The following is a 26,990-nucleotide window of genomic DNA, read 5'->3' on the forward strand; positions in this document are numbered from 1 at the left end:
AACCGGGAATTCTAGCGAGAGTATCGGTTGTCGCACAGGCACAATTTCCTTTGACAGGTGAGGGGGTCGTCCCTAGAATGCTGCGCCTATGTTGAATGACCCGATTCCACCTCACGTTGACCCGCGCAAATTAGCTGATCGTGGCACTACCCTTCAAGGTGAAGTGCTGCTGGCTGATTTGGAGAGACTCTGCGACCCGCTTTCCGACACTGTCGGTAAGGTCCAGGCTAAATTTGTTTTTGAGCGCGACGAGCGAAGATCTGTGGTAATACACAGCTCCATCGACGTTGAGGTCAAAATGGTTTGCCAGCGTTGTCTTGAGCTGGTCACCCTGCCGATCCACAGCGAATGCAGTTATGCTGTGGTGAAAGAGGGTGCGAATACCCAGTCGTTACCGAAAGGTTATGACGTGCTGGAACTGGGCGAAGATCCTTTGGATCTGCAGTCACTGATCGAGGAGGAGCTTTTGCTTGCCTTGCCCATTGTGCCTGCTCATCATCCGGAAGAATGCCAGCAGCCGGCGGGTCTCGATGAGCCCGAACCGTGCGAGGACGTGGTAACGCGGTCCAACCCGTTCAGTGTATTGGCGCAGTTAAAGCGTGACCCAAACGTTTAGGAGTTAATCAATTATGGCTGTTCAGCAGAACAAAAAATCCCGCTCTGCCCGTGACATGCGTCGTTCGCACGATGCTCTTTCGGCTAGCACTCTGTCTGTAGAAAAAACCACCGGTGAAATTCACCTGCGTCACCACGTATCGCCAGAAGGCGTATACCGTGGTCGTAAAGTGATCGACAAGGGCGCTGACGAGTAATCACTTGTCCGTTCAGGTCATCGCGATCGACGCAATGGGCGGGGACTTCGGTCCCCGCAGCATTGTTCAGGCGTGCATTGCCTGCCTGTCTGCTACTCCCTCGTTACACCTGACCCTCGTCGGTCAATCCTCCTTGCTTGAAGAACTGATTTCCGGCCATTCGGCTGTGGATCGCTCGCGCCTTACGATTACCCATGCTTCAGATGTTATCGCCATGAGCGAGCGGCCTTCGCATGCATTGCGCGGCAAGCCGGACTCGTCCATGCGTGTGGCGCTGGAGCTGCTTCGCGATGGCAAGGTTCAGGCGTGCGTGAGTTCCGGGAATACCGGAGCGCTGATGGCGTTGTCCAGGCATGTGCTCAAGACCTTGCCGGGGATTGACCGCCCGGCGATGGTTGCGGCAGTCCCGACCCAATCCGGCTACTGTCAGTTGCTCGACTTGGGGGCGAATGTCGATTGCACGGCCGGACAGTTGTTCCAGTTTGCGGTAATGGGGTCTGTGGCGGCGCAGGCGCTGGGTGTTCCTCGTCCTCGGGTTGCCTTGCTCAATATTGGCACCGAAGACGTCAAGGGTAACCAGCAGGTCAAGGAGGCGGCAGCCTTGTTGCAGGCTGCGCCAGGTTTGCATTACATCGGCTTTGTCGAAGGTGATGGTGTGTACCGTGGCGAAGCCGATGTGGTGGTGTGTGATGGTTTTGTCGGCAATATCTTGCTCAAGTCCAGTGAAGGTCTCGCGACGATGATCTCGGACAGGCTCGAGGCGGTATTCAGGCGTACGCTGTTCAGCCGGTTCGTGGGTGTTCTCGCGTTGCCGCTGATGCGGCGTTTGCGGGCAGACCTTGCGCCTGCCCGGCACAACGGTGCGAGTTTTCTCGGGCTTCAGGGGATTGTGATCAAGAGTCACGGTTCGGCAGGTGCTCAGGGCTTTCAGAGTGCGATAGAGCGCGCACTGATTGAAATCCATGAAGACCTGCCAAAGCGTTTGTATGGGCGCCTTGACGGGATGTTGCCGTAGGCGTTTTACCGGCCGGATGCTTTAATGTGACCGCTCGGTCTAATCAGCCATCCAACTGTCAGTTTCTTGCGTCCGCCACGGCAGGACGTCAATTCTCCGACGACAAGATTATTAGGGGCTTGTTACATGTCTACATCCCTCGCATTCGTCTTTCCAGGGCAGGGTTCGCAGTCCCTCGGCATGTTGGCCGAGCTGGGCGCGGAGCATCCGCTGGTCCTGGAAACATTCAAGGAAGCTTCCGATGCTCTGGGTTACGACCTGTGGGCGCTGGCCCAAGAGGGTCCCGCGGAGCAGTTGAACCAGACTGATATTACCCAGCCTGCCATCCTCACCGCTTCAGTTGCCTTGTGGCGCCTGTGGCTGGCTGAAGGTGGCGCCCGTCCTGCGTTTGTCGCCGGGCACAGCCTGGGCGAGTACAGCGCCCTGGTTGCAGCTGAATGCCTGACACTGGCTGAAGCCGTCAAGCTGGTCGAGCGTCGTGGTCGTTTGATGCAGGAGGCCGTTCCAGCCGGTCAGGGCGCCATGGCGGCGATCCTGGGTCTGGAAGATGCAGACGTGCTGGCAGCATGCGCTGAAGCCTCGCAAGGCGAAGTGGTCAGTGCCGTGAATTTCAATTCTCCTGGCCAGGTCGTGATTGCAGGTGCCAAGGCTGCTGTCGAGCGCGCTATGGAAGGCTGCAAGGCGCGTGGCGCCAAGCGTGCGCTGCCGCTGCCGGTCAGCGTACCTTCGCATTGCGAGCTGATGCGTCCGGCGGCTGAACGGTTTGCCGAGTCCATCGAAGCCATTGACTGGAAAATGCCGACCATCGCGCTGGTGCAGAATGTCAGTGCTTCGGTTGCGACTGATTTGCAAACCCTCAAGCGTGATCTGCTCGAGCAGCTGTACAAGCCTGTACGTTGGGTTGAGTCGGTTCAATATCTGGCCGCCAAAGGCCCGGTTGAATTGGTTGAGTGCGGCCCGGGCAAAGTCCTGGTCGGCATCAGCAAGCGTTGCGCTGAAGGCGTAACGACTCACAACTTGAACACCCCGGATGCCTTCGCTGCCGCTCGTGCGGCACTGGCCTGAATTAGGAGAAGCCTTCATGAGCTTGCAAGGTAAAGTTGCACTGGTAACGGGCGCGAGCCGTGGCATTGGCCAGGCTATCGCGTTGGAGTTGGGTCGTATGGGTGCCGTTGTCATTGGTACTGCGACGTCTGCCACCGGTGCCGAGCGTATTACTGCCACCCTGAAGGAAAATGGTATTCAGGGCGCTGGCATGGAACTCAATGTCACCAGCGACGAATCAGTTGCTGCGGTGCTGGCCAGCATTCAGGAGCAGTTCGGCGCGCCGGCAATCCTGGTCAATAATGCCGGTATCACACGCGATAACCTGATGATGCGCATGAAAGATGACGAATGGCATGACGTTGTCGACACCAATTTGAACAGTCTGTTCCGCCTGTCCAAGGGTGTTTTGCGCGGCATGACCAAGGCGCGTTGGGGACGAATTATCAGTATTGGCTCTGTTGTGGGTGCCATGGGCAACGCAGGCCAAGTAAACTATGCCGCAGCCAAGGCTGGCCTTGAAGGTTTCAGTCGTGCATTGGCACGTGAAGTTGGCTCGCGTTCGATTACGGTCAACTCGGTGGCTCCAGGGTTTATCGATACCGATATGACCCGGGAGTTGCCAGAAGCACAGCGTGAAGCCTTGCAGGCGCAGATTCCGCTGGGCCGTTTGGGTCAGGCTCAAGAGATCGCTAGCGTGGTCGCTTTCCTGGCTTCGGACGGTGCAGCCTACGTGACCGGGGCTACAATCCCGGTCAACGGTGGGATGTACATGAGTTAAATGTGACGGATTGTTTTAAAAAAATGTCATACGAGCTGTCTAAAATCCGTTATAAAGCTGCAATCTATTTATAGTCAGCGGGTTATTGCGGGACGAGTGCAAAGCTTTCAGTTGAAAAACTGAAAAGCCTTTCGATACACTTGCCCACTGGCCAGCTGCCTGAATTTGTCCATTAGGAGTGAAAACAAGGTATGAGCACCATCGAAGAACGCGTCAAGAAAATCGTTGCCGAGCAACTGGGCGTGAAAGAAGAAGAAGTCGTTAACACTGCTTCCTTCGTAGAAGACCTGGGTGCCGACTCCCTTGACACCGTTGAGCTTGTGATGGCTCTGGAAGAGGAATTCGAGACTGAAATTCCTGACGAAGAAGCTGAAAAGATCACTACTGTACAAGCCGCTATCGATTACGTTACTAGCCACCAGGCTTAATAGTTTGTAATCGTTGCTCGCTGTCATGGAAAAACCGCACTGCCGCTATGGCGTGCGGTTTTTTCTTTAGGCGTGATGCAAAGTGTCGTCAATAGAATAAAGGAGAGTGCTGTGTCGCGTAGACGCGTCGTAGTCACCGGTATGGGGATGTTGTCGCCACTGGGTGCTGATGTGCCAAGCACCTGGCAAGGCATTCTGGCAGGCCGAAGTGGCATTGGTCTGATCGAACACACGGATCTTTCTGCCTATACCACCCGTTTTGGCGGCTCGGTTCAGGGCTTTAACGTTGAGGATTACCTCTCCGTCAAGGAAGCCCGAAAACTTGACCTGTTTATTCAATACGGTTTGGCAGCCGGGTTTCAGGCTGTGCGTAATGCCGGTCTTGAAGTTACCGACGCCAATCGTGAGCGCATTGGTGTGGCGATGGGGTCGGGTATTGGTGGTTTGACCAATATCGAAGAAACCAGCCGTACCTTGCATGATCAAGGCCCGCGACGGATTTCTCCATTCTTCGTGCCAGGCTCGATCATCAACATGATTTCCGGTTTCCTGTCTATCCATCTGGGTACACAGGGGCCTAACTACGCCATCGCCACGGCGTGTACCACGGGTACGCACTGCATCGGCATGGCGGCGCGCAACATTGCTTACGGCGAAGCCGATGTAATGATTGCCGGCGGTGCTGAAATGGCCGCTTGCGGACTGGGCATGGGCGGCTTCGGTGCTTCCCGTGCACTGTCGACCCGCAACGACGACCCGACCCGTGCCAGCCGTCCCTGGGACAAAGGCCGTGACGGTTTTGTCCTGTCCGATGGTGCCGGTGCGCTGGTACTTGAAGAGCTGGAGCATGCCAAGGCTCGCGGTGCGACCATCTATGCCGAGCTGATCGGGTTCGGGATGAGCGGCGATGCTTATCACATGACTTCGCCTCCCGCTGACGGTGCCGGTGCCGCACGCTGCATCACCAATGCCCTGCGTGATGCCAAGGTGAACGTCGAGCAAGTGCAGTACATCAACGCCCACGGCACTTCGACACCTGCCGGTGACCTGGCAGAAGTCTCGGCGATCAAGTCGGTGTTTGGTGATCACGCCTATAACCTGGCTGTGAGTTCGACCAAGTCCATGACCGGTCACTTGCTGGGTGCGGCCGGTGCAGTCGAGGCGATCTTCAGCGTGCTGGCGATCAATAGCCAGGTGGCGCCGCCGACGATCAACCTCGACGAGCCTGATGAAGGCTGTGATCTCGACTTCGTGCCGCATACTGCGCGCGAAATGCCGATCGACGTGGTGCTGAGCAACTCGTTCGGCTTTGGCGGTACCAACGGTTCGCTGGTTTTCCGCCGGTACGCCGAGTGATGCAAAGCTGGGTCGACGGTCACCCCGCGCACGCCTTGGCGTCGCTTAAAGACCGTGGGCTGGCCTACGGCGATGGTCTGTTCGAGACTGTTGCGGTCAAGGCCGGCCAGCCACTGTTGCTGGACCTGCATTTGCAGCGTCTGGCGAACGGATGCAGCCGGCTGGCGATCGCGGCGGATCAGTCATTGATCCGCTGCGAATTGCTGGCTTATGCCCAAGCGATGGGCGAAGGCGTGCTCAAGCTCATCCTGACCCGAGGCGACAGCCTGCGCGGTTATGGCGTATCCCCGGGGGCCCAACCCCGAAGAATTCTTCAAGCCGGTCCTGCCGCCGCTTACCCTGAGGCCAACGCGCTGCAAGGTATCGAGCTGTTCGACTGCGCCACTCGTCTGGCCGAGCAGCCGCTGCTGGCGGGGCTCAAACACCTCAACCGCCTGGAGCAGGTGATTGCCCGCTCCGAATGGCAAGACCCGACCTATGCCGAAGGTCTGATGCGTGATACCTCGGGCCGGATCATTGAAGGTGTGTTCAGCAACCTGTTCCTGGTACGTGACGGAGTTCTGGTCACGGCTGACCTGCAGCGCTGCGGTGTGGCCGGTGTCATGCGGGCTGCACTGTTGGTCGAGGCTGAACGCCTGGCGATCCCTTTTCATGTCACAGACATCAGCCTGGAGCAGTTGCAACAGGCTGATGAACTCTTCGTCTGCAACAGCGTGTATGGCGTTTGGCCCGTACGCGCATTTGCCGACCTGAGCTGGCCGGTGGGGCCGCTCACCCGTAAACTGCAAAGTATTGCTCGCACCCTATTGGATGTTTGATTCGTGAAACGTAAATGCTTGGTGCTGCTACAGACAGCTCTGGTGCTGGCCGGCCTGTTGCTGGGCGCCAGTGCCTGGAAGCTCAATTCTGCGCTGGAACAACCGCTCAACCTGACTCAAGAACAATTGCTGGATGTACCGGCAGGCGCAACCCCGACCGGAACCTTTAATCGTCTTGAAGCCAGCGGCACGCTTCAGGATGCACTCTGGCTGCGTCTGTACTGGCGCTTCAACCTGGAAGGTCAGCCCTTGCACAGCGGCGAGTACCGCATGATGCCCGGCATGACCGCCCAGGAACTGATCGGCCTCTGGCAGCGTGGCGAAGTGGTGCAGTACAGCCTGACGCTGGTCGAAGGCTGGACCTTTCGTCAGGTGCGCAGTGCATTGTCCCGTCACGAAAAGATTGAGCAAACTCTTGATGGTCTGAGCGACAGCGCTGTCATGGAAAAACTCGGTCACTCGGGCGAGTTTCCCGAAGGTCGATTCTTCCCGGATACATATCGCTTTGTGCGTGGCATGACCGATGCCGAGCTGCTCGGTAAAGCCTATGATCGCCTGGAGAAAGTCCTGGCCCAGGAATGGGAGCAACGCGCTCCTGACCTGCCGTATAGCGACCCTTATCAAGCCCTGATCATGGCCTCTCTGGTCGAAAAGGAAACCGGAGTGCCGCAGGAGCGCGGGCAGATTGCCGGGGTTTTCGTGCGCCGCATGAAAATCGGTATGCCACTGCAAACGGACCCTACGGTGATCTACGGATTGGGCGAGCGGTATAACGGCAAGCTGACCCGTGCGCATTTGCGCGAGCCGACGCCGTACAACACCTACACCATTCCTGGCATGCCGCCGACACCGATTGCCATGGTCGGGCGTGAAGCCATTAATGCAGCCTTGCACCCGGTGAGTGGCAGTAGCCTGTATTTTGTGGCCAAGGGTGATGGCAGCCACATATTTTCCAATGATCTGGATGCGCACAACACGGCTGTGCGAGAGTTCCAGCTCAAACGCCGCGCCGATTACCGTTCGAGCCCTGCGCCAGCCCCAGCTGCCGAACCGGCGCCTGTCGAGGCCGAGCCGCAAGGCGCGCAATGACACTGATTAAGGACTGCTGCCTGTGACTGGCTTGTTTATTACCCTGGAAGGCCCCGAAGGTGCGGGTAAAAGCACTAACCGCGAATACCTGGCCGAGCGTTTGCGCGCCGCCGGTATCGATGTGGTGCTGACCCGTGAGCCAGGTGGCACGCCCTTGGCCGAGCGTATCCGTGAACTGCTGTTGGCGCCGAGTGACGAGGCCATGTGTGCCGACACTGAGCTGCTGCTGGTGTTCGCTGCCCGCGCCCAGCATTTGGCCGAAGTGATTCGGCCTGCACTGGCCCGTGGGGCCGTCGTGCTGTGTGATCGTTTTACCGATGCAACCTATGCCTATCAGGGCGGCGGTCGAGGTTTGTCGCAAGCGCGTATCGCCGTGCTCGAGAGCTTTGTACAAGGCTCGCTGCGTCCAGACCTGACACTGGTATTTGATTTGCCGATCGAAGTCGGCATGGCACGGGCCAGTGCCCGGGGCCGGCTGGATCGCTTCGAGCAGGAAGGCCGTACGTTCTTTGATGCCGTGCGCAGCACCTACCTCAAGCGTGCCGAGGCCGAGCCGGCACGTTACCGCCTGGTCGATGCGGCTCAATCACTGGAAAACGTTCAGGGCCAGCTGGATGGCTTGCTCCCGCAATTGTTGGAGTTGCACCGTGGCTGAGGCTTATCCATGGCAAGACAGCCTGTGGCAGCAGATGGCGGGGCGCGCGCAGCATGCGCATGCCTATTTGCTGCATGGGCCGGCCGGGATTGGCAAACGCGCCCTGGCGGAGCGACTCATGGCCAGCTTGCTGTGCAAGACGCCGGCCGGGCTCGAGGCTTGCGGTACCTGCAAGTCGTGCGCATTGCTGGCAGCCGGGAGCCACCCCGACAATTACATTCTTGAGCCTGAAGAGGCCGACAAGGCGATCAAGGTCGACCAGGTGCGCGATCTGGTCAGTTTTGTTGTGCAGACCGCTCAGTTGGGCGGGCGCAAGGTCGTGCTGGTCGAGCCAGTCGAGTCGATGAACATCAACGCCGCCAATGCTTTGCTCAAAAGCCTTGAAGAGCCGTCAGGCAATACGGTGCTGCTGCTGGTCAGTCATCAGTCGAGTCGCCTGTTGCCGACCATTCGCAGTCGCTGCGTGCAGCAAGCGTGCCCATTGCCGAGCGAGGCCCTGAGCCTTGAATGGCTCGTTAAAGCCTTGCCCGATTCCAGCCCCGAAGAGCGTGTCGAGTTGCTGACATTGGCGGTCGGTTCCCCTTTGGTCGCCGTCAAGTTGCAGGCGCAGGGTGTACGCGAACAGCGTGCGGCGGTGGTGGAGGGCGTCAAGAAGCTGCTCAAGCGCGAACTGTCGGCCAGTCAATTGGTTGAGAGTTGGAAGGCCATCCCGCTTTTGCTGCTGTTTGACTGGTTTTGCGATTGGGCCAGCCTGATTTTGCGTTATCAACTGACTCAAGACGAAGAAGGGCTTGGGTTGGCGGACATGCGTAAAGTGTTGCAGTACCTGGCGCAGAAAGCACCGCAGGAAAAAGTTCTGAGCATTCAGGACTGGATTCTTGCCCAGCGTCAAAAGGTGCTGGGCAAGGCCAATCTTAACCGTGATCTGTTGCTGGAGGCGTTACTGGTGCAGTGGGCAAATCTGCCCGGCCAGCGCTGATTTGAGACTGAAATTGACAGGCAGGAAAAATTTGTATGCTGGTTGACTCCCATTGCCATCTCGATCGTCTTGATCTGAGTGCCCATGACGGCTCGCTGGACGCCGCCCTTGAGGCTGCGCGCCAGCGCGGTGTCGGACACTTCCTGTGTATCGGTGTGAGTGCCGACAACGCGGCCGATGTCAAAGCCCTGACCGATCGCTATGCCGATGTCGATTGCTCGGTGGGGGTTCATCCGCTGGATGTTCAGCCCGGCGCGGCACCGGCACTGGACTGGCTGCTGGGTGAGTTGAATCACCCGCGAGTGGTGGCAATTGGTGAAACCGGCCTGGATTATCACTACGAACCCGAAGCGGCCGAGTTGCAGCAACTGTCGTTCCGGGTGCATTTGCAAGCGGCGCAACAGACCGGCAAGCCAGTGGTGGTACATACCCGCGGCGCCCGGGCCGATACTCTGGCGTTGCTGCGTGAGGCGGCCTTGCCTCAGGCCGGCGTGCTGCACTGTTTTACCGAAGACTGGGACATGGCCAAGGCGGCACTGGACCTGGGTTTTTACATCTCCTTGTCGGGTATCGTGACCTTCAAGAATGCCGAAGCATTACGCGATGTAGCTCGTCAGGTGCCGGCCGACCGTTTACTGGTTGAGACCGACTCGCCTTACCTGGCGCCCATTCCTTACCGTGGCAAACCGAACCTGCCGCAATACGTGCGCGAAGTGGCCGAGTTTTTGGCCATGTTGCGTGGGGAGTCCTATGAGCACTTTGCCGAGCAGACCACCGAGAACTTCAAGCGTTTGTTCCCGCAGGCCCGGTTGTAGAGGCTCTGCTGCCAGTCAAGCATCGCAGCCGTCGTGAATTCAGGCCTCTCGGCGTGTCAGGTTTTATGGCCGCGGTGCAGGACGCGGCCTCGTTCTACTCGTCCGCTGCTCCATCACGCGCTCCATCATCTCTGTAGCCGCAGACGAAGCACCATGGCGGGGCTCGGCAGCGTCTGAATGGAAGTTAAAAAAAACCCGGGCTCTGGGGAATCCGGGTTAAGACCATTAGGAGTAAAACAAAGGCCGACATTCCGTTGCTGCCTTTTATCGGCGAATCACTTGGGGGAGGTGCTACGCCGACCTACTTAAGTATTGGCCAGCTTTGCCGGACTTCCAGTCGATATTGTTCATTTTTTAAACAGATTTGGAATACGTGTCATTCGTTTGAGTCCGTATCGTGGCAGGGCGAGCACAGGTGAAAATATCGATATGCAGGATGATCCGTGCAATTTAGCGTGACTTAGGCATAATGCTTGGCTTCGATTTTGACCCCTACAGACCTTCTCTTATGCACAAAGAACCCCGTAAGGTCCGTGAGTTTCGTCGCCGCGAGCAAGAAATTCTCGATACCGCGCTCAAGCTGTTCCTCGAACAAGGTGAAGACAGCGTCACCGTCGAGATGATCGCTGATGCCGTAGGTATCGGCAAAGGCACGATCTACAAGCACTTCAAGTCCAAGGCCGAGATCTACCTGCGCCTGATGCTCGACTATGAGCGCGACTTGAACGAACTGCTGCTTTCTGCTGACGTGGACAAGGACAAAGAAGCGCTGTCGCGCGCCTACTTTGAGTTTCGCATGCGCGATCCGCAGCGCTACCGGTTGTTTGACCGCCTGGAAGAAAAGGTCGTCAAGGGCAATCAGGTCCCCGAACTGGTTGAAGAACTGCATAAGATTCGCGCTTCCAACTTTGAGCATCTGACCCTGCTGATCAAAGGCCGTATCAGCGAAGGCAAACTCGAAGATGTACCGCCTTACTTCCATTACTGCGCCGCCTGGGCCTTGGTGCACGGCGCCGTTGCGCTGTATCACTCGCCGTTCTGGAGTAATGTGCTGGAAGATCAGGAAGGTTTCTTTCAGTTCTTGATGGACATCGGTGTGCGTATGGGCAACAAACGCAAGCGTGACACCGACACCCCGGCAGTCGAGTAAGTTACATTCACGGCTCGCAGCCTGAAGCCTATACTCAGACTGCGTCAGAGCCTGTGGTCGTGTCATGACGGTCACCCCTCTGGGGGAACTTGATGCTTGAACCGGGTTTTGGCACGCTGCCTTCCCCCCGCCGGAGTCATCCATGATCGTTGATCGCCAAGGCAGACGTTTTCGCAATTTGCGTATCAGTCTGACGTCTGCTTGTAACTATGCCTGCACTTACTGTGTGCCCAATGGCAAGCGGTTGGTCGCGGCGCAGGATGAACTGTCGGCCGAGGCCATGGTGCGCGGCGTGGCTTACCTGATTGAAGCCGCCGGCATCGAGCGATTACGGATTACCGGGGGCGAGCCGCTGGTCAGCCCCAAGCTCGAAACCTTTATGCGCGACGTCGGCCAGCTAGGGTTGAGTGACATCAGCCTCACCACGAACGGCCAACTGCTCGCACGCAAGTTGCCATTACTGCTGGAGGCCGGCATTCGCCGCCTCAACGTTTCCCTCGACACCCTTGACCCGGATGCCTTCCGCTCGATTGCCCGTGGCGGCGATTTGCCTACCGTTCTTGACGGCCTGCAGCAGGCTCATGACGCCGGGATCAAGATCAAGGTCAACATGGTGCCGCTGCGCGGGCAGAACCTGGATCAGGTCATGCCGCTGCTGGCGTTCTGCCTGGAGCGGGGCTACGAACTGCGTTTCATTGAGTTGATGCGCATGGGGCATTTGGCCAGCGATGGAAATGCGTTCCTGCAACAGTTCGTCAGCCTGCAACAACTGTTGTCATTGATCGGCGAGCGCTATGAGTACCTGCAGGCCGATGCGCCGGTCGATGCCACTGCAGTGCGCTATCAGATACCGGGCCTCGGTTATTTCGGGGTGATTGCCAATGAGAGCGTGCCGTTTTGCCGAACCTGCTCGCGCCTGCGGCTGTCGTCCACGGGGTGGCTGCATGGATGCCTGTCGTCGAGCAACAGGCATTATGTGGGCGATCTGCTGAACAAGCCGCGGCATGAGGCCCTCCCGGCGCTGCAAGGGCTGCTGCTGAAAGCCTTGGGCGACAAACAGGAAGTCGCCTTCTCGGGTGGTGCTACCGTGATGAAAATCATCGGCGGTTAGCTCGTTCTGGCTGCGTCCTCATGCATCGAGGGCAGGTGCAAGAACGATAAAGAAACACTTCGCTAAATCCTTTCAGAAGTCTCCTACATCCACGATTCCGGCCTATCCGTTAGCGTTCAGCCCTTTCTTTAAGGGAAGAATCACGGATGACCACTTATGACCGTCATAAGCGCTTTAGCCTGAGCATCAACGCTGCCGAATCCGAGTTTCAGGTACTGGGGTTTACCGGCGATGAAGCCATCAGCACGCCCTTTGCCTTTACCGTCGAACTGGTCAGCGAGCGCGCTGATCTGGCGCTCGACGCGTTGCTGCATCAGCCGGCTTATCTGGCGTTTGACGGCGAGGGCAACGGTGTTCACGGGAAGATTTCCAGCATCGCCCTGAGCAGCCCGGGCCCGCGGCTGACGCACTACCGTCTGACGCTGGTGCCGCAACTGGCCTACCTGGAACATCGCACCAACCAGCGAATTTTCCAGCGGCAGACCGTGCAGCAAATCATCGAAACCGTGCTTGAAGAGCACGGCATTTTCAGCAATGCCTACCTGTTCAATTCACTCTCGTCCTACCCGCCTCGGGAGTACTGCGTGCAGTACGGCGAATCGGACCTGCACTTTATTCAGCGCCTGTGTTTTGAAGAGGGTTTTCACTACCATTTTCGGCATTCGCCTGACGGCCATGTGCTGGTGTTCGGTGATAAACAACAGGCGTTCAGCCTGCTCACGCGGCCTACACCTTACGTGCAAGATGCCGGGATGGTGGCCAGGGAACCGTCGATCGAGCGCTTTGGCTTGCACCTCGAAACCCGGACCAACCGCACGGTGCGTCGCGATTATGACTTCGAAAAAGCCAGCCGCATCCTGCAGGCTGAAAGCAGCGCCGACCCCGATAGGCAGGTCCTCGAACACTACAGCTACCCCGGCGGCTTCAGCGCAACCGCCCACGGTGAACAACAAAATCAGCGGGCCCTTGAGCACCATCAAACCGGTTATCGCCAGGGCAATGGCAGCAGTGACCAACCGTGCCTGAGCAGCGGTCACTTTCTGACCATCAGCGAGCACCCGCATGCGGCCTGGAATGCCCGCTGGTTGCTGACCCGGGTTCACCACGAGGGCAAACAACCGCAAGCACTCGAAGAGCAAGGCCGCATCCCGCAGATGACCGCTTCGAACGGCTTTACCCAGGGCTACCGCAACACTTTTCACGTCACCCCTGAAGACGTGACCTACCGCCCGCAACAGGTTTTCGCCAAGCCGAGGATCCTCGGCAGCCAGACCGCCCGCGTAACTGGCCCGGCGGGGGAAGACATCCATTGCGATCAGTTTGGCCGGGTTCGGGTCAGCTTTCATTGGGATCGCAGCGCAATCAACGACGATCAAAGCAGTTGCTGGGTGCGGGTAGCGTCGAGCTGGGCCGGAGACCGCTATGGCAGCGTGACCATCCCCCGGGTGGGCATGGAAGTGCTGGTGACGTATCTGGACGGCGACCCCGACAGGCCGATCATTTCCGGTTGCCTGGTCAACAGCCTCAACCCGGCGCCGCTGGTATTGCCTGCAGACAAAACCCAAAGCGTGTTTCGCAGTCGCAGCACGCCGGGTGGCAGCGGTTTCAACGAACTGCGCATCGAGGACCGCAAAGGCCAGGAGCTGATCTACCTGCACGCCCAGCGCGATCTGGAACAACACGTCAAACATGACAGCCGCGTGCAGATTGATGGCAAGTCCGAAGCGACCATCAGCGGGGACAGCGTGGCGGTGCTCGAAGCCGAAGAGCAACGCACCGTCAGCGGTGACCGCAAGGTGCAACTCAATGCCAACGACCACCTGAACATCGCCGCCAGCAGCCACACCCGCGTCGGCCAGGCGCTGGTGGCCGAAGCCGGGCTGGAAGTCCACCTCAAGGCCGGCGCGCGGTTGGTACTCGATGCCGGCGCCAGCATCACCCTGATGGCCGGTGGGCAACACATCGTGATCAGCGCGGCGGGGATCTACAGCAGCAGCCCGATTGTGCCCGGCGGCGTACCGGTGCCGGGGACGCCGGCGATGCCATTGGTGCCAGGCACGGTTGCCGGCCTGGGTTTGTCGGACCCGCTTTTTGCCCCGCCGGTGCCGTACCTCCTGGAAAGACAGCGCCAAACCATGCTCAAGCAGCACGCGATATGTGCCATTTGTGAAGAGGCCGCCCAGCAAAAAGGTTCTGCCAATGATTGAAATGCCGGCCCTCCCACATAACCTGCCTTGGCATAGGGGTGCCTGGCTATTGCTGGATGGCGTGCGGCTACCCGGCTTGGCAAAGCAGCTTCACCTTTGGCCAAACGCCGCCGAGTGTCTGTTCGTGAGCACCCGTTGGCGTGAGCTGCTGGATCTCTCGCCGTACCTGATCTCTTTGACGGGCCCCAATGATCCGGTACTGGCTTATTTTCAAACCAATGCCTGGCTTGAACCCGGCTACCTCCTGTTTAGCCGGGCTGATACCCACACGTTGACCACGTGGTTACGCAGCCTGATCGTGGTACAGCACCCCTCGGGTGATGAAGTCATGATGAGGGTGGCGGAACCGGCAGTTGCCCACCAGTTGATGACGGTGTCTGAGCAGGCATCGAGCGGGCGCTGGTTTGGGCCGGTTGAACAGGTGTGTCTGCCCGATGCCATACAGGGTACTTGGCAAGAGCACCGGCGGCCCGCCAGTGCGGTGACTGTCGAGCCGTCGACCTTGCGCCTGACTGATCAAGAGCTGACGGCGCTCGGTGAGGTCGAGTTCAGGCAGTTTGTGGTGCGGTTGACTCAGCACCTCACGACTTACTTCCCCGACATGATGGCGCCGTTCTCCGGGGCAGAGCGCAGGCGTCGTGCGCAACAGATTGCGCAAATCGCCTACGACAAAGGGTTTCACTCCGCGCAGCAAATCATGTTGTACGCCAACGTACTGGGTTACTTGGCCGGGCAATCGATCGAATCACACCCCGACATAGACCAATTGCTTAATCAGCCATCAGCGCTCCTGCCCTTGCAGCGAGTGCTGCGGGCGGCCGAGTTGGCTGAAAGCCGGCAGGTCACGGTACAAGGACATCCACAATGACCGTTCAAGCCCCCCCCCAGAGTCAGGGCCAATGTCGTCGCCCTGGCCGAGAATGAAAAAGATACCCGCTCGCCGATGGGCATGTGCGAGTTGATGAACAGCACAGTGCAGTTGTTACCTCTGCGTTACGGCCTGGTCGAACGACTTGATCCTTCTTCAGCCCTGGAAATCCCGCTGAAGTTGAATAGTCATCCCTTGGGTGTTCGGCTGTTGCGCGATGGCTATCTGTACATCATCGACAGCGCCAGTGGCTATCTGCACGAGTACCAGATAGAAAAGGGCCAGATCACCAAGTTGCTGTGGAAAGACCACGAAGTGGCTGCCGACGTACGCACTGCGTCAGTCGGTGAACCGTATCTGGTGTTCAAGCGGCAAAACACCTTGCATGCCTGCTACTCGGAAATCCAGTGGACTGCCTTCAAGTGCTCGCAGGTCTTGAAGGACAAGGCCGAGCGCGAGCGGTTGATGCAGCGGATCGAACCGGCTACCGCCTGTTCTTCGAAGGGCGGGCGCCATCTGTTGAGCCAGGCACAGGCCGAACAGTGGTTGGCTGAGGTTGCCGAGAGCACTTCAACCACCGGGCCCGCACCGGTATTGCCCGAGGGGGCCAATGCAGAAGAAGGGCAGCCGTACAGTTGGGAAGCCGAGCAGCTGTTTTATGACACCGGGATTCAAACCCTGACCAGCCAGGTGCTGGGGCCGTACAAGAACGATTTTCTTTTTTTGGTGTTGCGCGATGATTTTGGCGTGATGCGCGATCTGGCGAATGAACAGCTGAAAATCGGCGAGTGGATTGAACACTGGAGTGCGGATGAGCAGGCCCAGCGCAAATACCTCACCGGGAGTTACATCCAGTCGTTGTATGACGTAAATGCGTCACGGCTCAGCGAGCGCAGCGCAGTCGATCCCGCCGTCAAAGCACTGATGGATGAGACCACGCCAGAGCAACAAGCGGCGATCTATGACTACTTGAAAGCAATGCGCGATCATCAGGGACCGGTGATTCGCGCACCGGAGAAGATCATCCGCGCGCTGGTACACAAAACCCGCTATGACTGCGCCTGGCTTGCGATGCAAGACTTGTTGGGGCCTGTGCTGTGGTCTCGTCATGAGAACGCAATCTTCAGCTTTGCCGATGAGTCCTGGGATGCATTGGAAGGAGCGTCAGTGGGGCAGCCCGGAATCGATGACCTGACCTACCGTCTCCCCATGCAAGACTTTGTCGCTCGCGAACAGGCGTTGTTGAGGCACTGGCACGCCCGCCTTGAAAGGGTCCGCGAAGATCGATTGCAGATGATCATAGGCGGCTATTTTCATCGGGCTGCCTGGTACTACGATTTTGAGCAGGACGCGCAAATCAGGCATCGACTCGAAACGGAGTTCGTGTGTGTGGCGGCCTTGTGCGGCAATCGCGAGTCAGCAGAAAAACTGGCAGCCTACCTGGAACAAAACCTGCTGACCCTGATCCCGGGGCTGGACTCCCTGCACCAGAAGGATCAAGTCGACATCGCTAAAAAACTGGCGGACCTGAGCAACTTCTCAATCAATGTACTGGAGGCGGGGGACAGCCTGAATAATGCCACCGTGCTGTCCAATCAGTTCAATAGCCTGATGGCCGAACGCCTGCCTAACTATGCCGCCCTGCATACGCGATTTCAGGGGCTGCAAAGCATGCTTGACGGGGCGTATAGCCCGGCCAAGCAGCTAAGTATGGCGGATGAGCTGGATAGAGTGCACAGAGCGTTTCAACTCAGTCAGCATATAGATCCTAATGAGTTTATTCGTAAGGCTGGTAGGGCTGTACGCATACAGTTGCTGAGAGATTTTGCCCTCAATGGCTTGAGTGTCAGGGGTGCAACACCTGCTGAAATCCAGGTGTATAACCAGACACGGGACACGGCGATAAGTCACCGCGCTCAACTTAAATCCCTGTACCAGGAGCGGAAAAGGTCCCTAAGCCGTCAGCTGCACGGCCTTGAGCCGGCAGGCAGTGAAGCCCCCTACAACCGTGCCATTACTGAATTACAGGCCGCGCTGGCGCCGCTTGAAGACCGGCTGGTTCTGAGCTTGAGCGTCGGCAGCGGCAGTCCGGGTCAAATCGGTACTGTCGTCGATGGCTGGAGCCCGCAACTGCGAGAGGAGCTGAACCGCAGCGTGCGTGACTTCCACGCCAACGGGACCTTTACCGCGCCTGTACGCAGTGTATTGAGTTCAAAGGGCGACTTGCTTGCACTGACACTGGTGGTGTTACAGGGACATAAATTCATAGAAACGCTGGTGGAACTCAAAGCGCAGAAAGATAAGTCGATGGCAAGCGCTTTACCCTTTTTTGAGGCCATTGTTGGACTCGCCGCGGTCAGCTTGGCTGCGGTACAAGGGGTGTCGGTAACGGTTTTTCAAGCGCAGATCCAGCGGATGGAGAGTGTGGCAGGCAAGCTCAACGCAATGAGCCGTTTAGGTCGATGGGTAGGTTTTTCAGGGCTTGGTGCATTTTTGTTTGGGGCTGTGAGTGCCTTATTCGATCTCAGTAAACATACGCAGCAATGGGGCGAAGCACTGGCTTCAGGCAATCGTAAAGCGCTGGCGGCCACGACGATGCAACTTACTGGGGATGGCATATTGTTGGGCACGAATGTATGGGCGCTTCGCCATACCTCTTCGATTGTACAGCAGATGATGGTTACCCCGTCTGAGTTGCGCGCGCTGGCTTGGGCGCAAGCCAGTCCGAGGTTGTTGAGCATTGCAGTGAGGGCCAATGTGGTAGGGCTGATTGGCACGGCGCTACAGTTAGCAGGCGAAGCCCTGTACAACTATGTTCATCGCGATGCGATGCAAAAATGGCTTGAAGACAGTGCCTGGGGCACCGGTAACCTGCAGCGTACCCTGCAAGATGACTGGAGCGCCCTGGCCCGCGCGGTTCAACAGCCCTACGGCGCATTTGTGCGCAATGCCAAGGGCACTTACCTGCGTTTTGTGTTGCCGGGCATTCGCACGCGAGAACTGGACAGCCGCCAGCTGCAGTTGCTGGCCTATCAATGCCAGCGAGACGCCCCGTCCGCCTCCGGTTTCAATCCGCGGCATCCCACCCGGTGGCACGAACGCAGTGCGGCGTGGGCCGGTACGGCCCAAGTGGCCAGTCAAGACGATGAAGCCTTGGTCCTGCATTTTCCCGTCTCCCAAGCGTTGCAAGCGTCGGACTTCACGTTGGCCTTGAGTATTGGCTATCAACTGGAGGCCGAGCGTGAATTGATTCACCGCACCTGTTTTCTCGTGCAAGACCTGCATAGCTATGACGCACGGGGTTACCGTATTCCGTTACAAGGAACGTTCAAGCTCAAGCCGGTAGAGGCATTGCCCGCGACACTTGAAGCCGCAAAACCCTGGTTGATTCACCGTGATGAGTTGGGGCGTGCGGATGATTAGTCGCTGGCTAAACGGTAAAAAAAGCAATGAACAGGCGCCGGCTTTCGACCGGGATAACCAGCCGCCCAGGGCCGGTGAAATCCGAACTCAGGGTTCTAGTGAAACCCTGTTCCTGGCGCCCTTGCCGGTGTACACCGGGCAGGTGCCGATAGGCCGCCGAAACTTCTCGCAGATGAACGAAGTGTATTTGGAGTTGGGTGGCAGTAACCGGGGGATGGTTGAAGCGGGAAAGATGTTGGCGTTCATGATTTGGTTGTTGATCATGCTTATCTTTGGCGTTCCGATATTCTTGGGCGTTTATCTGGCGTTATTTGGGAATGAGGATTTCGAACAGGACATAGGCTTAGCCATGATGCTCGTCTTTCAGGTAGGTCTACTGTATGGCATCCCTGGAGGGGTGATCACATTAGGCGCATTTTTGTACGGCATGGTTTCCGATGTCTACAAACAGGCCAAAACCTACCCCGTGCGTTTCAACCGTCAACGGCGCGAAGTGTGTTATGTCGACAGCACGACTCATCGGGTATTGATCGTGCCCTGGGAGCGGGTGGTGGCCTGGGTGTCCAACAGCCAATCGGTCACGCCCTATGGGGCGACCCGCCAGTATTGTTTTGGCATGGGGCTGGAGGACGAAGCGCAGGACCGGGTGCAATTTGTCCTTATCCCGCAGTTCAGCGACGCCCATGCCTTGGGGTTGTGGACAGCCATTCGCAATTATATGGAAGAAGGGGTGCTGGTGGATGCGCCAGATCCATGGCTTAGCGCATTGGGGGTCGTGTTCACGGAGGATGAACTGAAACCGTACGAGGGACTGCATACTTTTGAGATTGAACGTCTTGATGCGCGCTTTATGGGGCGCCTGGATGATGCTGGTGGTCATTTAAGCGCGGAAGAACGCGAAAGGTATGGTTACTCCAAACGAACCCCCTGGCCATTGCGCTGGTGGTATGTGCGTCGCGTCCTGAGTTTCTGGAAAATGCCGTACCTGCTGGCTGAATGGGGGCATCGCAAGGGGCGCCCGGCGTTTCCGGATCAAGTGCAACGCTGGTCCGAACCCCTGCCTCCCGAGCAATGGGTGCCCCCCAGCCCGGCCCTGCAAAAAGCCAATCAACAGGTTCGTTTCGCCATGGATAAACAGGGCGCAGCTTTTTCGGCGGCCTGCAAAGAGGCGGGTTTGCATTGAGAGCCCTGAAAGCGATGACAGGCAATGGAAGGGGGGATGCCTATGTTTAAACAGTGGTTTAAGCGTAAAGCGACTACCGATGAACCCCCTTTCGACCGGGATAACCAGTCGCCCAGGGCCGGTGAAATCCGAACTCAGGGTTCGAGTGAAACCCTGTTCCTGGCGCCCTTGCCGGTGTACACCGGGCAGGTGCCGATAGGCCGCCAAAACTTCTCGCAGATGAACGAAGTGTATTTGGAGTTGGGTGGCAGTAACCGGGGGATGGTTGAGGAAGGCAAGTGGTTGGCGGCTTTGGTCTGGATGTTTATAGGTTTTATTGTTGGTCTTCCGCTCATTGTCGGTGTGTTTTTTACGTTATTCCCTAACCCCGACTTTGAGCAGGATATTGCGACGTCCATGAAGCTTGCGCTTCAGGCCAGTGCATATTATGGCGTGCCTGGAGGCGTGCTGATGGTGGGGATTTTCATCCAGGGCATGGTTTCCGATGTCTACAAACAAGCCAAAACCTACCCCGTGCGTTTCAACCGTCAGCGGCGCGAAGTGTGTTATGTCGACAGCACGACTCATCGGGTGTTGATCGTGCCCTGGGAGCGGGTGGTGGCCTGGGTGTCCAACAACCAATCGGTCACGCCCTATGGGGCGACCCGCCAGTATTGTTTTGGCATGGGGCTGGAGGACGAAGCGCAGGACCGGGTGCAATTTGTCCTTATCCCGCAGTTCAGCGACGCCCATGCCTTGGGGTTGTGGACGGCCATTCGCAATTATATGGAAGAAGGGGTGCTGGTGGATGCGCCAGATCCATGGCTTAGCGCATTGGGGGTTGTGTTCACGGAGGATGAACTGAAACCGTACGAGGGACTGCATACTTTTGAGATTGAACGCCTTGGTGCGCGCTTTATGGGGCGCCTGGATGATGCTGGTGGTCATTTAAGCGCGGAAGAACGCGAAAGGTATGGTTACTCCAAACGAACCCCCTGGCCATTGCGCTGGTGGTATGTGCGTCGCGTCCTGAGCTTCTGGAAAATGCCGTACCTGCTGGCTGAGTGGGGTCATCGTAAGGGGCGCCCGACGTTTCCGGATCAAGTGCAACGCTGGTCCGAACCCCTGCCTCCCGAGCAATGGGTGCCCCCCAGCCCGGCCCTGCAAAAAGCCAATCAACAGGTCCGTTTCGCCATGGATAAACAGGGCGCGGCTTTTTCGGCGGCCTGCAAAGAGGCGGGTTTGCATTGAGAGCTTGATCCCGTCAGTCGGGTAACGAGTGGTCACGATCTGAGGTGAAAGCGCTCAAACGTGATTTGCCATTCTGGCGCGCAATCTGCATTACGCGACTATTCGCCGGTTTTCTGTCGCCGGCCATCGGGAGAGCGGGATGCGTGGTCTGATTGTAATGCTGGCTTTGTTGGCGCTGGGTGGCTGTATGAAAGTCAGTGATCTGGGGGAGGGCGCGCGTGATCAGTTGAGTGACGCAGGCCTGTTGGACCACAGCAACACGCGGCGCAGCAACTCACTGAGGATCCAGGCGGATTCCTTTGTCTATATTGCCCAGGGGGCCTTTGCTCCGGTCGGCGATCCCTACATGCCCCCCAATGTGGTGGCCGAAGAAGCCTACAATAGCTTTATCGAATACTTCCCGATGGTGCGTCGTGCCAAGGCGCCGTTGGGGCTGGATCATGCCATGGCCGAGGCCCGTAGCTTTGGCGCCCATTACTTGCTGTACACGCGTTTTGCCCGGGCCGATGACCGTATCGGCAACAGCGACGAATGGCTCGATCAGGAAGAGAACAGCCGCCTGGGGGTCGACAGCGGGGTGATCCAGGTGATGTTGATCGAAACCAGCACCCAGTACCTGATCGATACCGCCACCCTTCGCAGTCGCGGCGGTTTGCTGACGTTCCATGACAACAGGCCGGCTGACCTGATCGGCCCGCCGCTGGCTAAGTACGCGCGCAGCTTGATAGGCTTGAGCGATCAATAAGTCGAGGAGAACAGCATGAGTGAGCCGGTGGACGTCAGTAGCCTGTTGGCGCAAATCCCCAAGGCCGATAAGGGCTTGCCGCCTGTTCATTTGTGGGACACGGCGTTTTGCGGTGACATTGACATGCGCATCGCCCGTGATGGCACCTGGTACTACATGGGTACGCCGATTGGCCGCAAGCCCATGGTCAAGCTGTTCTCGACCATCATTCGGCGTGATGGCGATGATTACTTTCTGATCACGCCGGTGGAGAAGGTCGGGATCAAAGTCGATGACGCGCCTTTTGTCGCGATTGCCGTTGAGGTTGAAGGGGCCGATGAGCAACAAGTCCTGCGTTTCACCACCAACGTGGATGAGCAACTCATCGCGGGCAGCGAGCACCCGCTGCGGATCGTGATCGATCCCGTGACCCAGGAACCTGCGCCTTACGTTCATGTACGACGCAACCTCGAAGCCCTGATTCATCGTAACGTCTTCTACCAATTGGTCGAACTGGCCGTGACTCGGGAAATCGACGGGCAGCGCTGGTTAGGCGTCTGGAGCAGCGGCGTGTTCTTCCCGATCGGGCTTGAACCGTAAGCGACCACCCCGGTAGGGCCTGCCAGGGCTTTGCCCGTGTCGAACACACAATATGTCTCCCTACAATAAAAATCAGGAGCGCTCATGGCGTGGACAGCCGTTACCCAACATCGTGCCCGACTCGGTGAGGGGCCATTCTGGGATGGACCCCGGCAGGCCCTGTACTGGGTTGATATCGCGGGCAAGCAAGCGCTGCGCCTGATGGGAGATACCGTTGAGAGCTGGCAGATGCCGGAGCATGTGTCGGCCTTTATTCCCTGTGTCAGCGGCGACGCGTTGGTGACCTTAAGCAGCGGCGTGTATCGGCTTGATCTAAAGTCTGCGGGTCATGCGCCGCGCCTGAGTTTGTTGTGCCAGGTCGATCCGCAGCCGGGCAATCGGCCCAATGAGGCCCGGTGTGATGCCCAGGGGCAACTCTGGATAGGCACCATGCAGAACAACATTGGCGAACAGGGCCAGGAGCTGCCGATTGGGCGGCGCAGCGGTGGGCTGTTTCGAGTCGGGGCCGACGGGCAGGTTACGCCGTTGCTCAATGGCCTGGGCATTCCCAATACGCTGGTGTGGAGTGCAGACGGCGACACTTTGTATTTTGCCGATAGCCTGGACGCCACCATTTATCAATATGCGCTCATGACTGACGGTTATCTGAGCGCGCCTGAAGTCTGGCGCGGTCCACATCCGCGGGGTGGTCCCGACGGTTCTGCGATGGATGTTCAGGGGTATGTCTGGAATGCCCGCTGGGACGGCAGCTGTCTGCTGCGTCTGGCCCCCGATGGTCAGGTTGATCGTGTAATCGAGTTGCCTGTCAGCCGCCCCACCAGTTGTGTGTTTGGTGGTGACGATTTGCGCACGCTGTATATCACCAGCGCCGCGAGCCCTGCCAACGGGCCTCTGGATGGGGCCGTGCTGTCGATTCGGGTTGATCTACCCGGTACTCCGTGCACCCGTTTTGCAGGGTGAATCCCATGATGTGGGACTAAAAATTATATATTGAGATTATGCCGCGCCCGGGTTTATAGTCGGCCACAGCTCCATGCACTCACACTTAAAAAAATAAAACAGGTGAAGTGATGCCGAACTATCCCAGGGTGCTCCTGCGCACAGGTGATCCTGTCTGTCACGTTCCAGGCCATGCGCTGGCTTGCCTGACACCCCGATTCTCCCCGTTTATCAACCGGTCATCGACAGATGCCCGGTTTTCGTCGTGCCTTCCCTCAGGAGTCTTTATTCATGGCTGAACCTCTTTCCCTGCCGGCGGTGGCGGAGCCTCCCCGTGGCGAGCGTCTGAAAAACAAAGTGGTTTTGCTGACGGGGGCGGCCCAAGGGATTGGCGAAGCCATCGTCGCCAGTTTCGTGTCGCAGGAGGCGAAAATGGTCATCAGTGATATTCAGGCAGAGAAGGTCGAGCAGGTTGCCGCTCATTGGCGTGCACAAGGGGGCGAGGTGCAGGCGGTCAAAGCCGACGTGTCCCGTCAGTCCGACCTCAATGCAATGGTCGAGCTGGCGCTGGAGCTTCACGGTCGGGTCGATGTGCTGGTCAACTGCGCCGGGGTCAATGTGTTCCGTGATCCGCTGGAGATGACCGAGGAAGACTGGCGCCGTTGTTTTGCCATCGACCTGGACGGTGCCTGGTATGGCTGCAAGGCGGTCCTGCCGCAGATGATTGCGCAAGGCATCGGCAGCATTATCAACATTGCTTCGACCCATTCGACTCACATCATTCCCGGTTGTTTCCCGTACCCGGTGGCCAAGCATGGTCTGCTGGGCCTGACCCGTGCCCTGGGTATCGAATATGCGCCCAAAGGTATCCGGGTCAACGCCATCGCGCCGGGCTACATCGAGACGCAACTGAACGTCGACTACTGGAACGGTTTTGCCGACCCTCATGCCGAACGGCAGCGTGCACTCGATCTGCATCCGCCACGACGCATCGGCCAGCCCATGGAAGTCGCCATGACCGCGGTGTTCCTTGCCAGCGATGAAGCGCCTTTTATCAATGCATCCTGCATCACCATCGATGGCGGCCGCTCGGTGCTGTACCACGATTGACCACCGTTTTCCCCCCTCACAGGCTTCAAACACGTTTAACAATAATAAGAAGGAGTTGTCATGAAACGTCGTTCTGCTATTCGTTCCCTGTGTTGTGCGGCATTGGCCGTGACCGCCGTCAGCCTGAGCAGTGCGTTGCTGGCTGCCGATCCGGTGAAAATCGGCTTTCTGGTCAAGCAGGCGGAAGAGCCCTGGTTCCAGACTGAATGGGCCTTTGCGGAGAAAGCGGCAAAAGACAAAGGGTTTGAGCTGATTAAAATTGCCGTACCGGACGGCGAGAAGACCCTGTCGGCCATTGACAGCCTGGCGGCCAACGGTGCTCAGGGATTTGTCATTTGCCCGCCGGATGTGGCACTCGGGCCTGCGATCATGGCCAAGGCCAAGCTCAACGGTTTGAAGGTGATTGCGGTGGATGACCGCTTTGTCGATGCCAAGGGCCAGTTCATGGAAGACGTGCCTTATCTGGGCATGGCAGCGTTCGAAGTCGGCCAGAAGCAGGGCAATGCGATGGTCGACGAGGCCAAAAAGCGCGGTTGGGACTGGAAGGACACCTACGCGCTCATCAATACCTATAACGAACTGGACACTGGTAAGAAGCGCACCGACGGCTCGGTCAAATCCTTGAAAGATGCAGGCTTGCCGGAGAATCACATTTTATTCTCCGCGCTCAAGACCCTCGATGTTCCCGGCAGCATGGACGCCACCAATTCGGCGTTGGTCAAGCTGCCCGGCGAAGCGAAAAACCTGATCATCGGCGGGATGAATGACAACACCGTGCTCGGAGGTGTGCGCGCCACTGAAAGTGCCGGTTTCGCGGCGGCCAACGTGATCGGTATCGGGATCAATGGGACGGACGCGATCGGCGAGTTGAAAAAAGCCAACAGCGGCTTTTTCGGTTCGATGCTGCCAAGCCCGCATATCGAGGGCTATAACACCGCGAGCATGATGTTTGAGTGGATTACCACGGGCAAGGAGCCAGCCAAGTACACCGCCATGGATGATGTAACCCTGATCACCCGTGACAACTTCCAGGAAGAGCTGACCAAAATCGGGCTGTGGAACTGAGCCGTTTTTACTAACGCGACAGGTGTTCACAGTCAGGATCGAGGTGGCTATGCAGCAGCAAACAGTCAGGCAAGAACCTGTCCGCGCGGGCGCCAGCCTGCGCTTCAATGGCATTGGCAAAAGCTTCCCCGGAGTGCAGGCGCTGGCCAATATCAGCTTTGTCGCTCATCCGGGGCAGGTGCATGCGCTCATGGGCGAAAACGGCGCGGGCAAATCCACACTTTTGAAAATTCTCGGGGGCGCGTACGTCCCCAGTAGCGGTCATTTGCAGATTGGCGAACAGTCGTTGACCTTCAAGTCTACGGCCGAGAGCATTGCCAATCGGGTCGCGGTCATCCATCAGGAGCTGCATCTGGTGCCGGAAATGACCGTGGCCGAGAATCTGTTTCTCGGGCATTTACCCGCACGCTTCGGGCTGATCAGGCGCGGTGAGTTGCGCCATCGGGCGCTGGCATTGCTCAAGGGATTGGCCGACGAAATTGACCCGCAGGAAAAGGTCGCGCGTTTATCCCTCGGTCAACGGCAATTGGTGGAGATCGCCAAGGCACTGTCCCGTGGCGCTCATGTGATTGCGTTTGATGAACCTACCAGCAGCTTGTCGGCCCGGGAAATTGACCGGCTGATGGCGATCATTGGCCGCCTTCGGGATGAGGGGAAGGTGGTGCTGTATGTCTCTCATCGCATGGAAGAAGTGTTTCGGATTTGCGATGCGGTGACGGTATTCAAGGACGGCCGCTACGTGCGTACTTTCGAGCAGATGAGCGAGCTGACCCATGACCAGTTGGTGACCTGCATGGTCGGCCGCGATATTCAGGATATCTACGATTACCGCGCCCGAGAGCGCGGCGAGGTGGCGTTGAAAGTAACCGGTCTGCTGGGGCCTGGGCTGCGCGAACCGGTAAGTTTCGAGGTGCACAAGGGCGAGATCCTGGGGCTGTTCGGGCTGGTGGGAGCCGGGCGCACAGAGCTGTTGCGGTTACTCGGCGGGTTGGCACGGCAGAGTGCGGGGAGCCTTGAATTGCAAGGTGTCGAACTCAAACTGCGTTCGCCACGGGATGCGATTGCAGCCGGGGTATTGCTGTGTCCTGAAGACCGCAAAAAAGAAGGCATCATGCCGCTCTCCAGCGTCGCCGAAAACATCAACATCAGCGCCCGTGGCGCTCATTCGACGCTGGGCTGCCTGTTGCGCGGGGTGTGGGAGCGCGACAACGCCGCGCAGCAGATCCGGGCGCTGAACGTGAAGACCCCGAGTGCTGCACAGAAAATCATGTACCTGTCCGGCGGCAATCAGCAGAAAGCCATTCTCGGACGCTGGCTGTCGATGCCCATGAAAGTATTGCTGCTCGACGAGCCGACCCGGGGCATTGATATCGGGGCCAAGGCCGAGATCTACCAGATCATCCACAACCTGGCGGCCAGCGGCATTGCGGTGATCGTGGTGTCCAGTGACCTGATGGAGGTGATCGGTATTTGCGATCGCATGCTGGTGCTGTGCGAAGGCGCGGTGTGTGGCGAGCTGTCTCGCGACCAGGCCAATGAATCCAATCTGTTGCAAATGGCGTTGCCACGCCAGCGCGGCTGACGTCAA

Annotated in this window: 25 protein-coding genes; all 25 read left to right on the top strand. The window is 58.1% G+C overall.

The window, feature by feature from the left end:
- Nucleotides 1-88: 88 nt before the first annotated feature.
- The 25 genes from DQN55_RS06115 (at nucleotide 89) to araG (ending at nucleotide 26,984) form a co-directional block, all read left to right on the top strand.
- On the top strand, nucleotides 89-616 hold the full coding sequence (locus tag DQN55_RS06115; protein ID WP_048377824.1) for a YceD family protein: 528 nt from the start codon (nucleotides 89-91) through the stop codon (nucleotides 614-616).
- Nucleotides 617-629: 13 nt separating this feature from the next.
- On the top strand, nucleotides 630-812 hold the full coding sequence (rpmF, locus tag DQN55_RS06120; protein WP_003442519.1) for a 50S ribosomal protein L32: 183 nt from the start codon (nucleotides 630-632) through the stop codon (nucleotides 810-812).
- A gap of 4 nt (nucleotides 813-816) precedes the next feature.
- A complete protein-coding gene (gene plsX / locus DQN55_RS06125) occupies nucleotides 817-1,827 on the top strand; it encodes a phosphate acyltransferase PlsX (protein ID WP_048377823.1) in 1,011 nt (336 codons plus the stop codon).
- Nucleotides 1,828-1,953: 126 nt separating this feature from the next.
- On the top strand, nucleotides 1,954-2,892 hold the full coding sequence (fabD, locus tag DQN55_RS06130) for an ACP S-malonyltransferase (protein WP_048377822.1): 939 nt from the start codon (nucleotides 1,954-1,956) through the stop codon (nucleotides 2,890-2,892).
- A gap of 16 nt (nucleotides 2,893-2,908) precedes the next feature.
- Entirely contained in the window at nucleotides 2,909-3,652 is a 744-nt protein-coding gene (gene fabG, locus DQN55_RS06135; protein ID WP_048377821.1) for a 3-oxoacyl-ACP reductase FabG, read from the top strand.
- Nucleotides 3,653-3,843: 191 nt separating this feature from the next.
- The gene (gene acpP, locus DQN55_RS06140) at nucleotides 3,844-4,080 is read left to right on the top strand and encodes an acyl carrier protein (protein WP_003175607.1); all 237 of its coding nucleotides are present in this window, start codon (nucleotides 3,844-3,846) and stop codon (nucleotides 4,078-4,080) included.
- Between the two features lie 111 nt (nucleotides 4,081-4,191).
- Complete coding sequence (gene fabF, locus DQN55_RS06145) at nucleotides 4,192-5,436, top strand: beta-ketoacyl-ACP synthase II (protein ID WP_048377820.1); 1,245 nt, start codon at nucleotides 4,192-4,194, stop codon at nucleotides 5,434-5,436.
- Entirely contained in the window at nucleotides 5,436-6,254 is an 819-nt protein-coding gene (gene pabC, locus DQN55_RS06150; protein WP_048377819.1) for an aminodeoxychorismate lyase, read from the top strand. Before fabF ends, pabC begins: the two co-directional genes overlap by 1 nt.
- 3 nt (nucleotides 6,255-6,257) lie before the next feature.
- Complete coding sequence (gene mltG / locus DQN55_RS06155; protein WP_048377818.1) at nucleotides 6,258-7,343, top strand: endolytic transglycosylase MltG; 1,086 nt, start codon at nucleotides 6,258-6,260, stop codon at nucleotides 7,341-7,343.
- A gap of 22 nt (nucleotides 7,344-7,365) precedes the next feature.
- Nucleotides 7,366-7,998: a dTMP kinase gene (gene tmk, locus DQN55_RS06160; RefSeq protein WP_048377817.1), complete on the top strand. Its 633-nt coding sequence runs from the start codon at nucleotides 7,366-7,368 to the stop codon at nucleotides 7,996-7,998.
- Nucleotides 7,991-8,977, top strand: coding sequence for a DNA polymerase III subunit delta' (locus DQN55_RS06165; RefSeq protein ID WP_048377816.1), 987 nt, complete (start codon nucleotides 7,991-7,993; stop codon nucleotides 8,975-8,977). Before tmk ends, DQN55_RS06165 begins: the two co-directional genes overlap by 8 nt.
- Before the next feature lie 35 nt (nucleotides 8,978-9,012).
- Nucleotides 9,013-9,792 carry a TatD family hydrolase gene (locus DQN55_RS06170; protein WP_048377815.1) on the top strand — a complete coding sequence of 260 codons (780 nt, stop codon included), beginning with the start codon at nucleotides 9,013-9,015 and terminating at the stop codon, nucleotides 9,790-9,792.
- 508 nt (nucleotides 9,793-10,300) lie between these two features.
- Entirely contained in the window at nucleotides 10,301-10,942 is a 642-nt protein-coding gene (locus tag DQN55_RS06175; RefSeq protein ID WP_048377814.1) for a TetR/AcrR family transcriptional regulator, read from the top strand.
- 142 nt (nucleotides 10,943-11,084) lie between these two features.
- Nucleotides 11,085-12,053: a GTP 3',8-cyclase MoaA gene (locus DQN55_RS06180; RefSeq protein WP_048377813.1), complete on the top strand. Its 969-nt coding sequence runs from the start codon at nucleotides 11,085-11,087 to the stop codon at nucleotides 12,051-12,053.
- A 146-nt stretch (nucleotides 12,054-12,199) separates the two neighbouring features.
- Nucleotides 12,200-14,260, top strand: a complete 2,061-nt coding sequence (locus DQN55_RS06185) for a type VI secretion system Vgr family protein (protein ID WP_074702873.1) — start codon at nucleotides 12,200-12,202, stop codon at nucleotides 14,258-14,260.
- Between the two features lies 1 nt (nucleotide 14,261).
- On the top strand, nucleotides 14,262-15,128 hold the full coding sequence (locus DQN55_RS22280) for a DUF4123 domain-containing protein (RefSeq protein ID WP_231995680.1): 867 nt from the start codon (nucleotides 14,262-14,264) through the stop codon (nucleotides 15,126-15,128).
- A gap of 93 nt (nucleotides 15,129-15,221) precedes the next feature.
- On the top strand, nucleotides 15,222-18,551 hold the full coding sequence (locus DQN55_RS06195; RefSeq protein ID WP_143028882.1) for a toxin VasX: 3,330 nt from the start codon (nucleotides 15,222-15,224) through the stop codon (nucleotides 18,549-18,551).
- Nucleotides 18,544-19,734: a hypothetical protein gene (locus DQN55_RS06200; protein ID WP_074702875.1), complete on the top strand. Its 1,191-nt coding sequence runs from the start codon at nucleotides 18,544-18,546 to the stop codon at nucleotides 19,732-19,734. The genes DQN55_RS06195 and DQN55_RS06200 overlap by 8 nt, the downstream gene beginning before the upstream one ends.
- Before the next feature lie 36 nt (nucleotides 19,735-19,770).
- Nucleotides 19,771-20,964, top strand: a complete 1,194-nt coding sequence (locus DQN55_RS06205) for a hypothetical protein (protein WP_231995657.1) — start codon at nucleotides 19,771-19,773, stop codon at nucleotides 20,962-20,964.
- A gap of 139 nt (nucleotides 20,965-21,103) precedes the next feature.
- Nucleotides 21,104-21,709: a DUF4823 domain-containing protein gene (locus DQN55_RS06210; protein ID WP_048384132.1), complete on the top strand. Its 606-nt coding sequence runs from the start codon at nucleotides 21,104-21,106 to the stop codon at nucleotides 21,707-21,709.
- A gap of 15 nt (nucleotides 21,710-21,724) precedes the next feature.
- Nucleotides 21,725-22,288 (top strand): DUF1285 domain-containing protein, encoded by a 564-nt coding sequence (locus DQN55_RS06215; RefSeq protein WP_048384130.1) that lies wholly within the window; start codon nucleotides 21,725-21,727, stop codon nucleotides 22,286-22,288.
- Between the two features lie 84 nt (nucleotides 22,289-22,372).
- Nucleotides 22,373-23,248, top strand: a complete 876-nt coding sequence (locus tag DQN55_RS06220; RefSeq protein WP_048384128.1) for an SMP-30/gluconolactonase/LRE family protein — start codon at nucleotides 22,373-22,375, stop codon at nucleotides 23,246-23,248.
- Nucleotides 23,249-23,518: 270 nt separating this feature from the next.
- The gene (locus DQN55_RS06225) at nucleotides 23,519-24,337 is read left to right on the top strand and encodes an SDR family oxidoreductase (RefSeq protein ID WP_048384125.1); all 819 of its coding nucleotides are present in this window, start codon (nucleotides 23,519-23,521) and stop codon (nucleotides 24,335-24,337) included.
- 60 nt (nucleotides 24,338-24,397) lie between these two features.
- A complete protein-coding gene (locus DQN55_RS06230; RefSeq protein WP_048384123.1) occupies nucleotides 24,398-25,402 on the top strand; it encodes a substrate-binding domain-containing protein in 1,005 nt (334 codons plus the stop codon).
- A 49-nt stretch (nucleotides 25,403-25,451) separates the two neighbouring features.
- Complete coding sequence (gene araG, locus DQN55_RS06235) at nucleotides 25,452-26,984, top strand: L-arabinose ABC transporter ATP-binding protein AraG (RefSeq protein WP_048384121.1); 1,533 nt, start codon at nucleotides 25,452-25,454, stop codon at nucleotides 26,982-26,984.
- Nucleotides 26,985-26,990: the final 6 nt, after the last annotated feature.

The sequence above is a fragment of the Pseudomonas taetrolens genome, assembly GCF_900475285.1.
Classification (GTDB): domain Bacteria; phylum Pseudomonadota; class Gammaproteobacteria; order Pseudomonadales; family Pseudomonadaceae; genus Aquipseudomonas; species Aquipseudomonas taetrolens.

What these genes read in the sequence shown, in the direction of transcription:
- DQN55_RS06115 (WP_048377824.1), top strand. Translation starts at nt 89, where the DNA reads ATGTTGAATGACCCGATTCCACCTCACGTTGACCCGCGCAAATTAGCT.
- rpmF (WP_003442519.1), top strand. Translation starts at nt 630, where the DNA reads ATGGCTGTTCAGCAGAACAAAAAATCCCGCTCTGCCCGTGACATGCGT.
- fabD (WP_048377822.1), top strand. Translation starts at nt 1,954, where the DNA reads ATGTCTACATCCCTCGCATTCGTCTTTCCAGGGCAGGGTTCGCAGTCC.
- fabG (WP_048377821.1), top strand. Translation starts at nt 2,909, where the DNA reads ATGAGCTTGCAAGGTAAAGTTGCACTGGTAACGGGCGCGAGCCGTGGC.
- acpP (WP_003175607.1), top strand. Translation starts at nt 3,844, where the DNA reads ATGAGCACCATCGAAGAACGCGTCAAGAAAATCGTTGCCGAGCAACTG.
- pabC (WP_048377819.1), top strand. Translation starts at nt 5,436, where the DNA reads ATGCAAAGCTGGGTCGACGGTCACCCCGCGCACGCCTTGGCGTCGCTT.
- DQN55_RS06170 (WP_048377815.1), top strand. Translation starts at nt 9,013, where the DNA reads ATGCTGGTTGACTCCCATTGCCATCTCGATCGTCTTGATCTGAGTGCC.
- DQN55_RS06175 (WP_048377814.1), top strand. Translation starts at nt 10,301, where the DNA reads ATGCACAAAGAACCCCGTAAGGTCCGTGAGTTTCGTCGCCGCGAGCAA.
- DQN55_RS06180 (WP_048377813.1), top strand. Translation starts at nt 11,085, where the DNA reads ATGATCGTTGATCGCCAAGGCAGACGTTTTCGCAATTTGCGTATCAGT.
- DQN55_RS06185 (WP_074702873.1), top strand. Translation starts at nt 12,200, where the DNA reads ATGACCACTTATGACCGTCATAAGCGCTTTAGCCTGAGCATCAACGCT.
- DQN55_RS22280 (WP_231995680.1), top strand. Translation starts at nt 14,262, where the DNA reads ATGCCGGCCCTCCCACATAACCTGCCTTGGCATAGGGGTGCCTGGCTA.
- DQN55_RS06195 (WP_143028882.1), top strand. Translation starts at nt 15,222, where the DNA reads ATGAACAGCACAGTGCAGTTGTTACCTCTGCGTTACGGCCTGGTCGAA.
- DQN55_RS06200 (WP_074702875.1), top strand. Translation starts at nt 18,544, where the DNA reads ATGATTAGTCGCTGGCTAAACGGTAAAAAAAGCAATGAACAGGCGCCG.
- DQN55_RS06205 (WP_231995657.1), top strand. Translation starts at nt 19,771, where the DNA reads ATGCCTATGTTTAAACAGTGGTTTAAGCGTAAAGCGACTACCGATGAA.
- DQN55_RS06210 (WP_048384132.1), top strand. Translation starts at nt 21,104, where the DNA reads ATGCGTGGTCTGATTGTAATGCTGGCTTTGTTGGCGCTGGGTGGCTGT.
- DQN55_RS06215 (WP_048384130.1), top strand. Translation starts at nt 21,725, where the DNA reads ATGAGTGAGCCGGTGGACGTCAGTAGCCTGTTGGCGCAAATCCCCAAG.
- DQN55_RS06220 (WP_048384128.1), top strand. Translation starts at nt 22,373, where the DNA reads ATGGCGTGGACAGCCGTTACCCAACATCGTGCCCGACTCGGTGAGGGG.
- DQN55_RS06225 (WP_048384125.1), top strand. Translation starts at nt 23,519, where the DNA reads ATGGCTGAACCTCTTTCCCTGCCGGCGGTGGCGGAGCCTCCCCGTGGC.
- DQN55_RS06230 (WP_048384123.1), top strand. Translation starts at nt 24,398, where the DNA reads ATGAAACGTCGTTCTGCTATTCGTTCCCTGTGTTGTGCGGCATTGGCC.
- araG (WP_048384121.1), top strand. Translation starts at nt 25,452, where the DNA reads ATGCAGCAGCAAACAGTCAGGCAAGAACCTGTCCGCGCGGGCGCCAGC.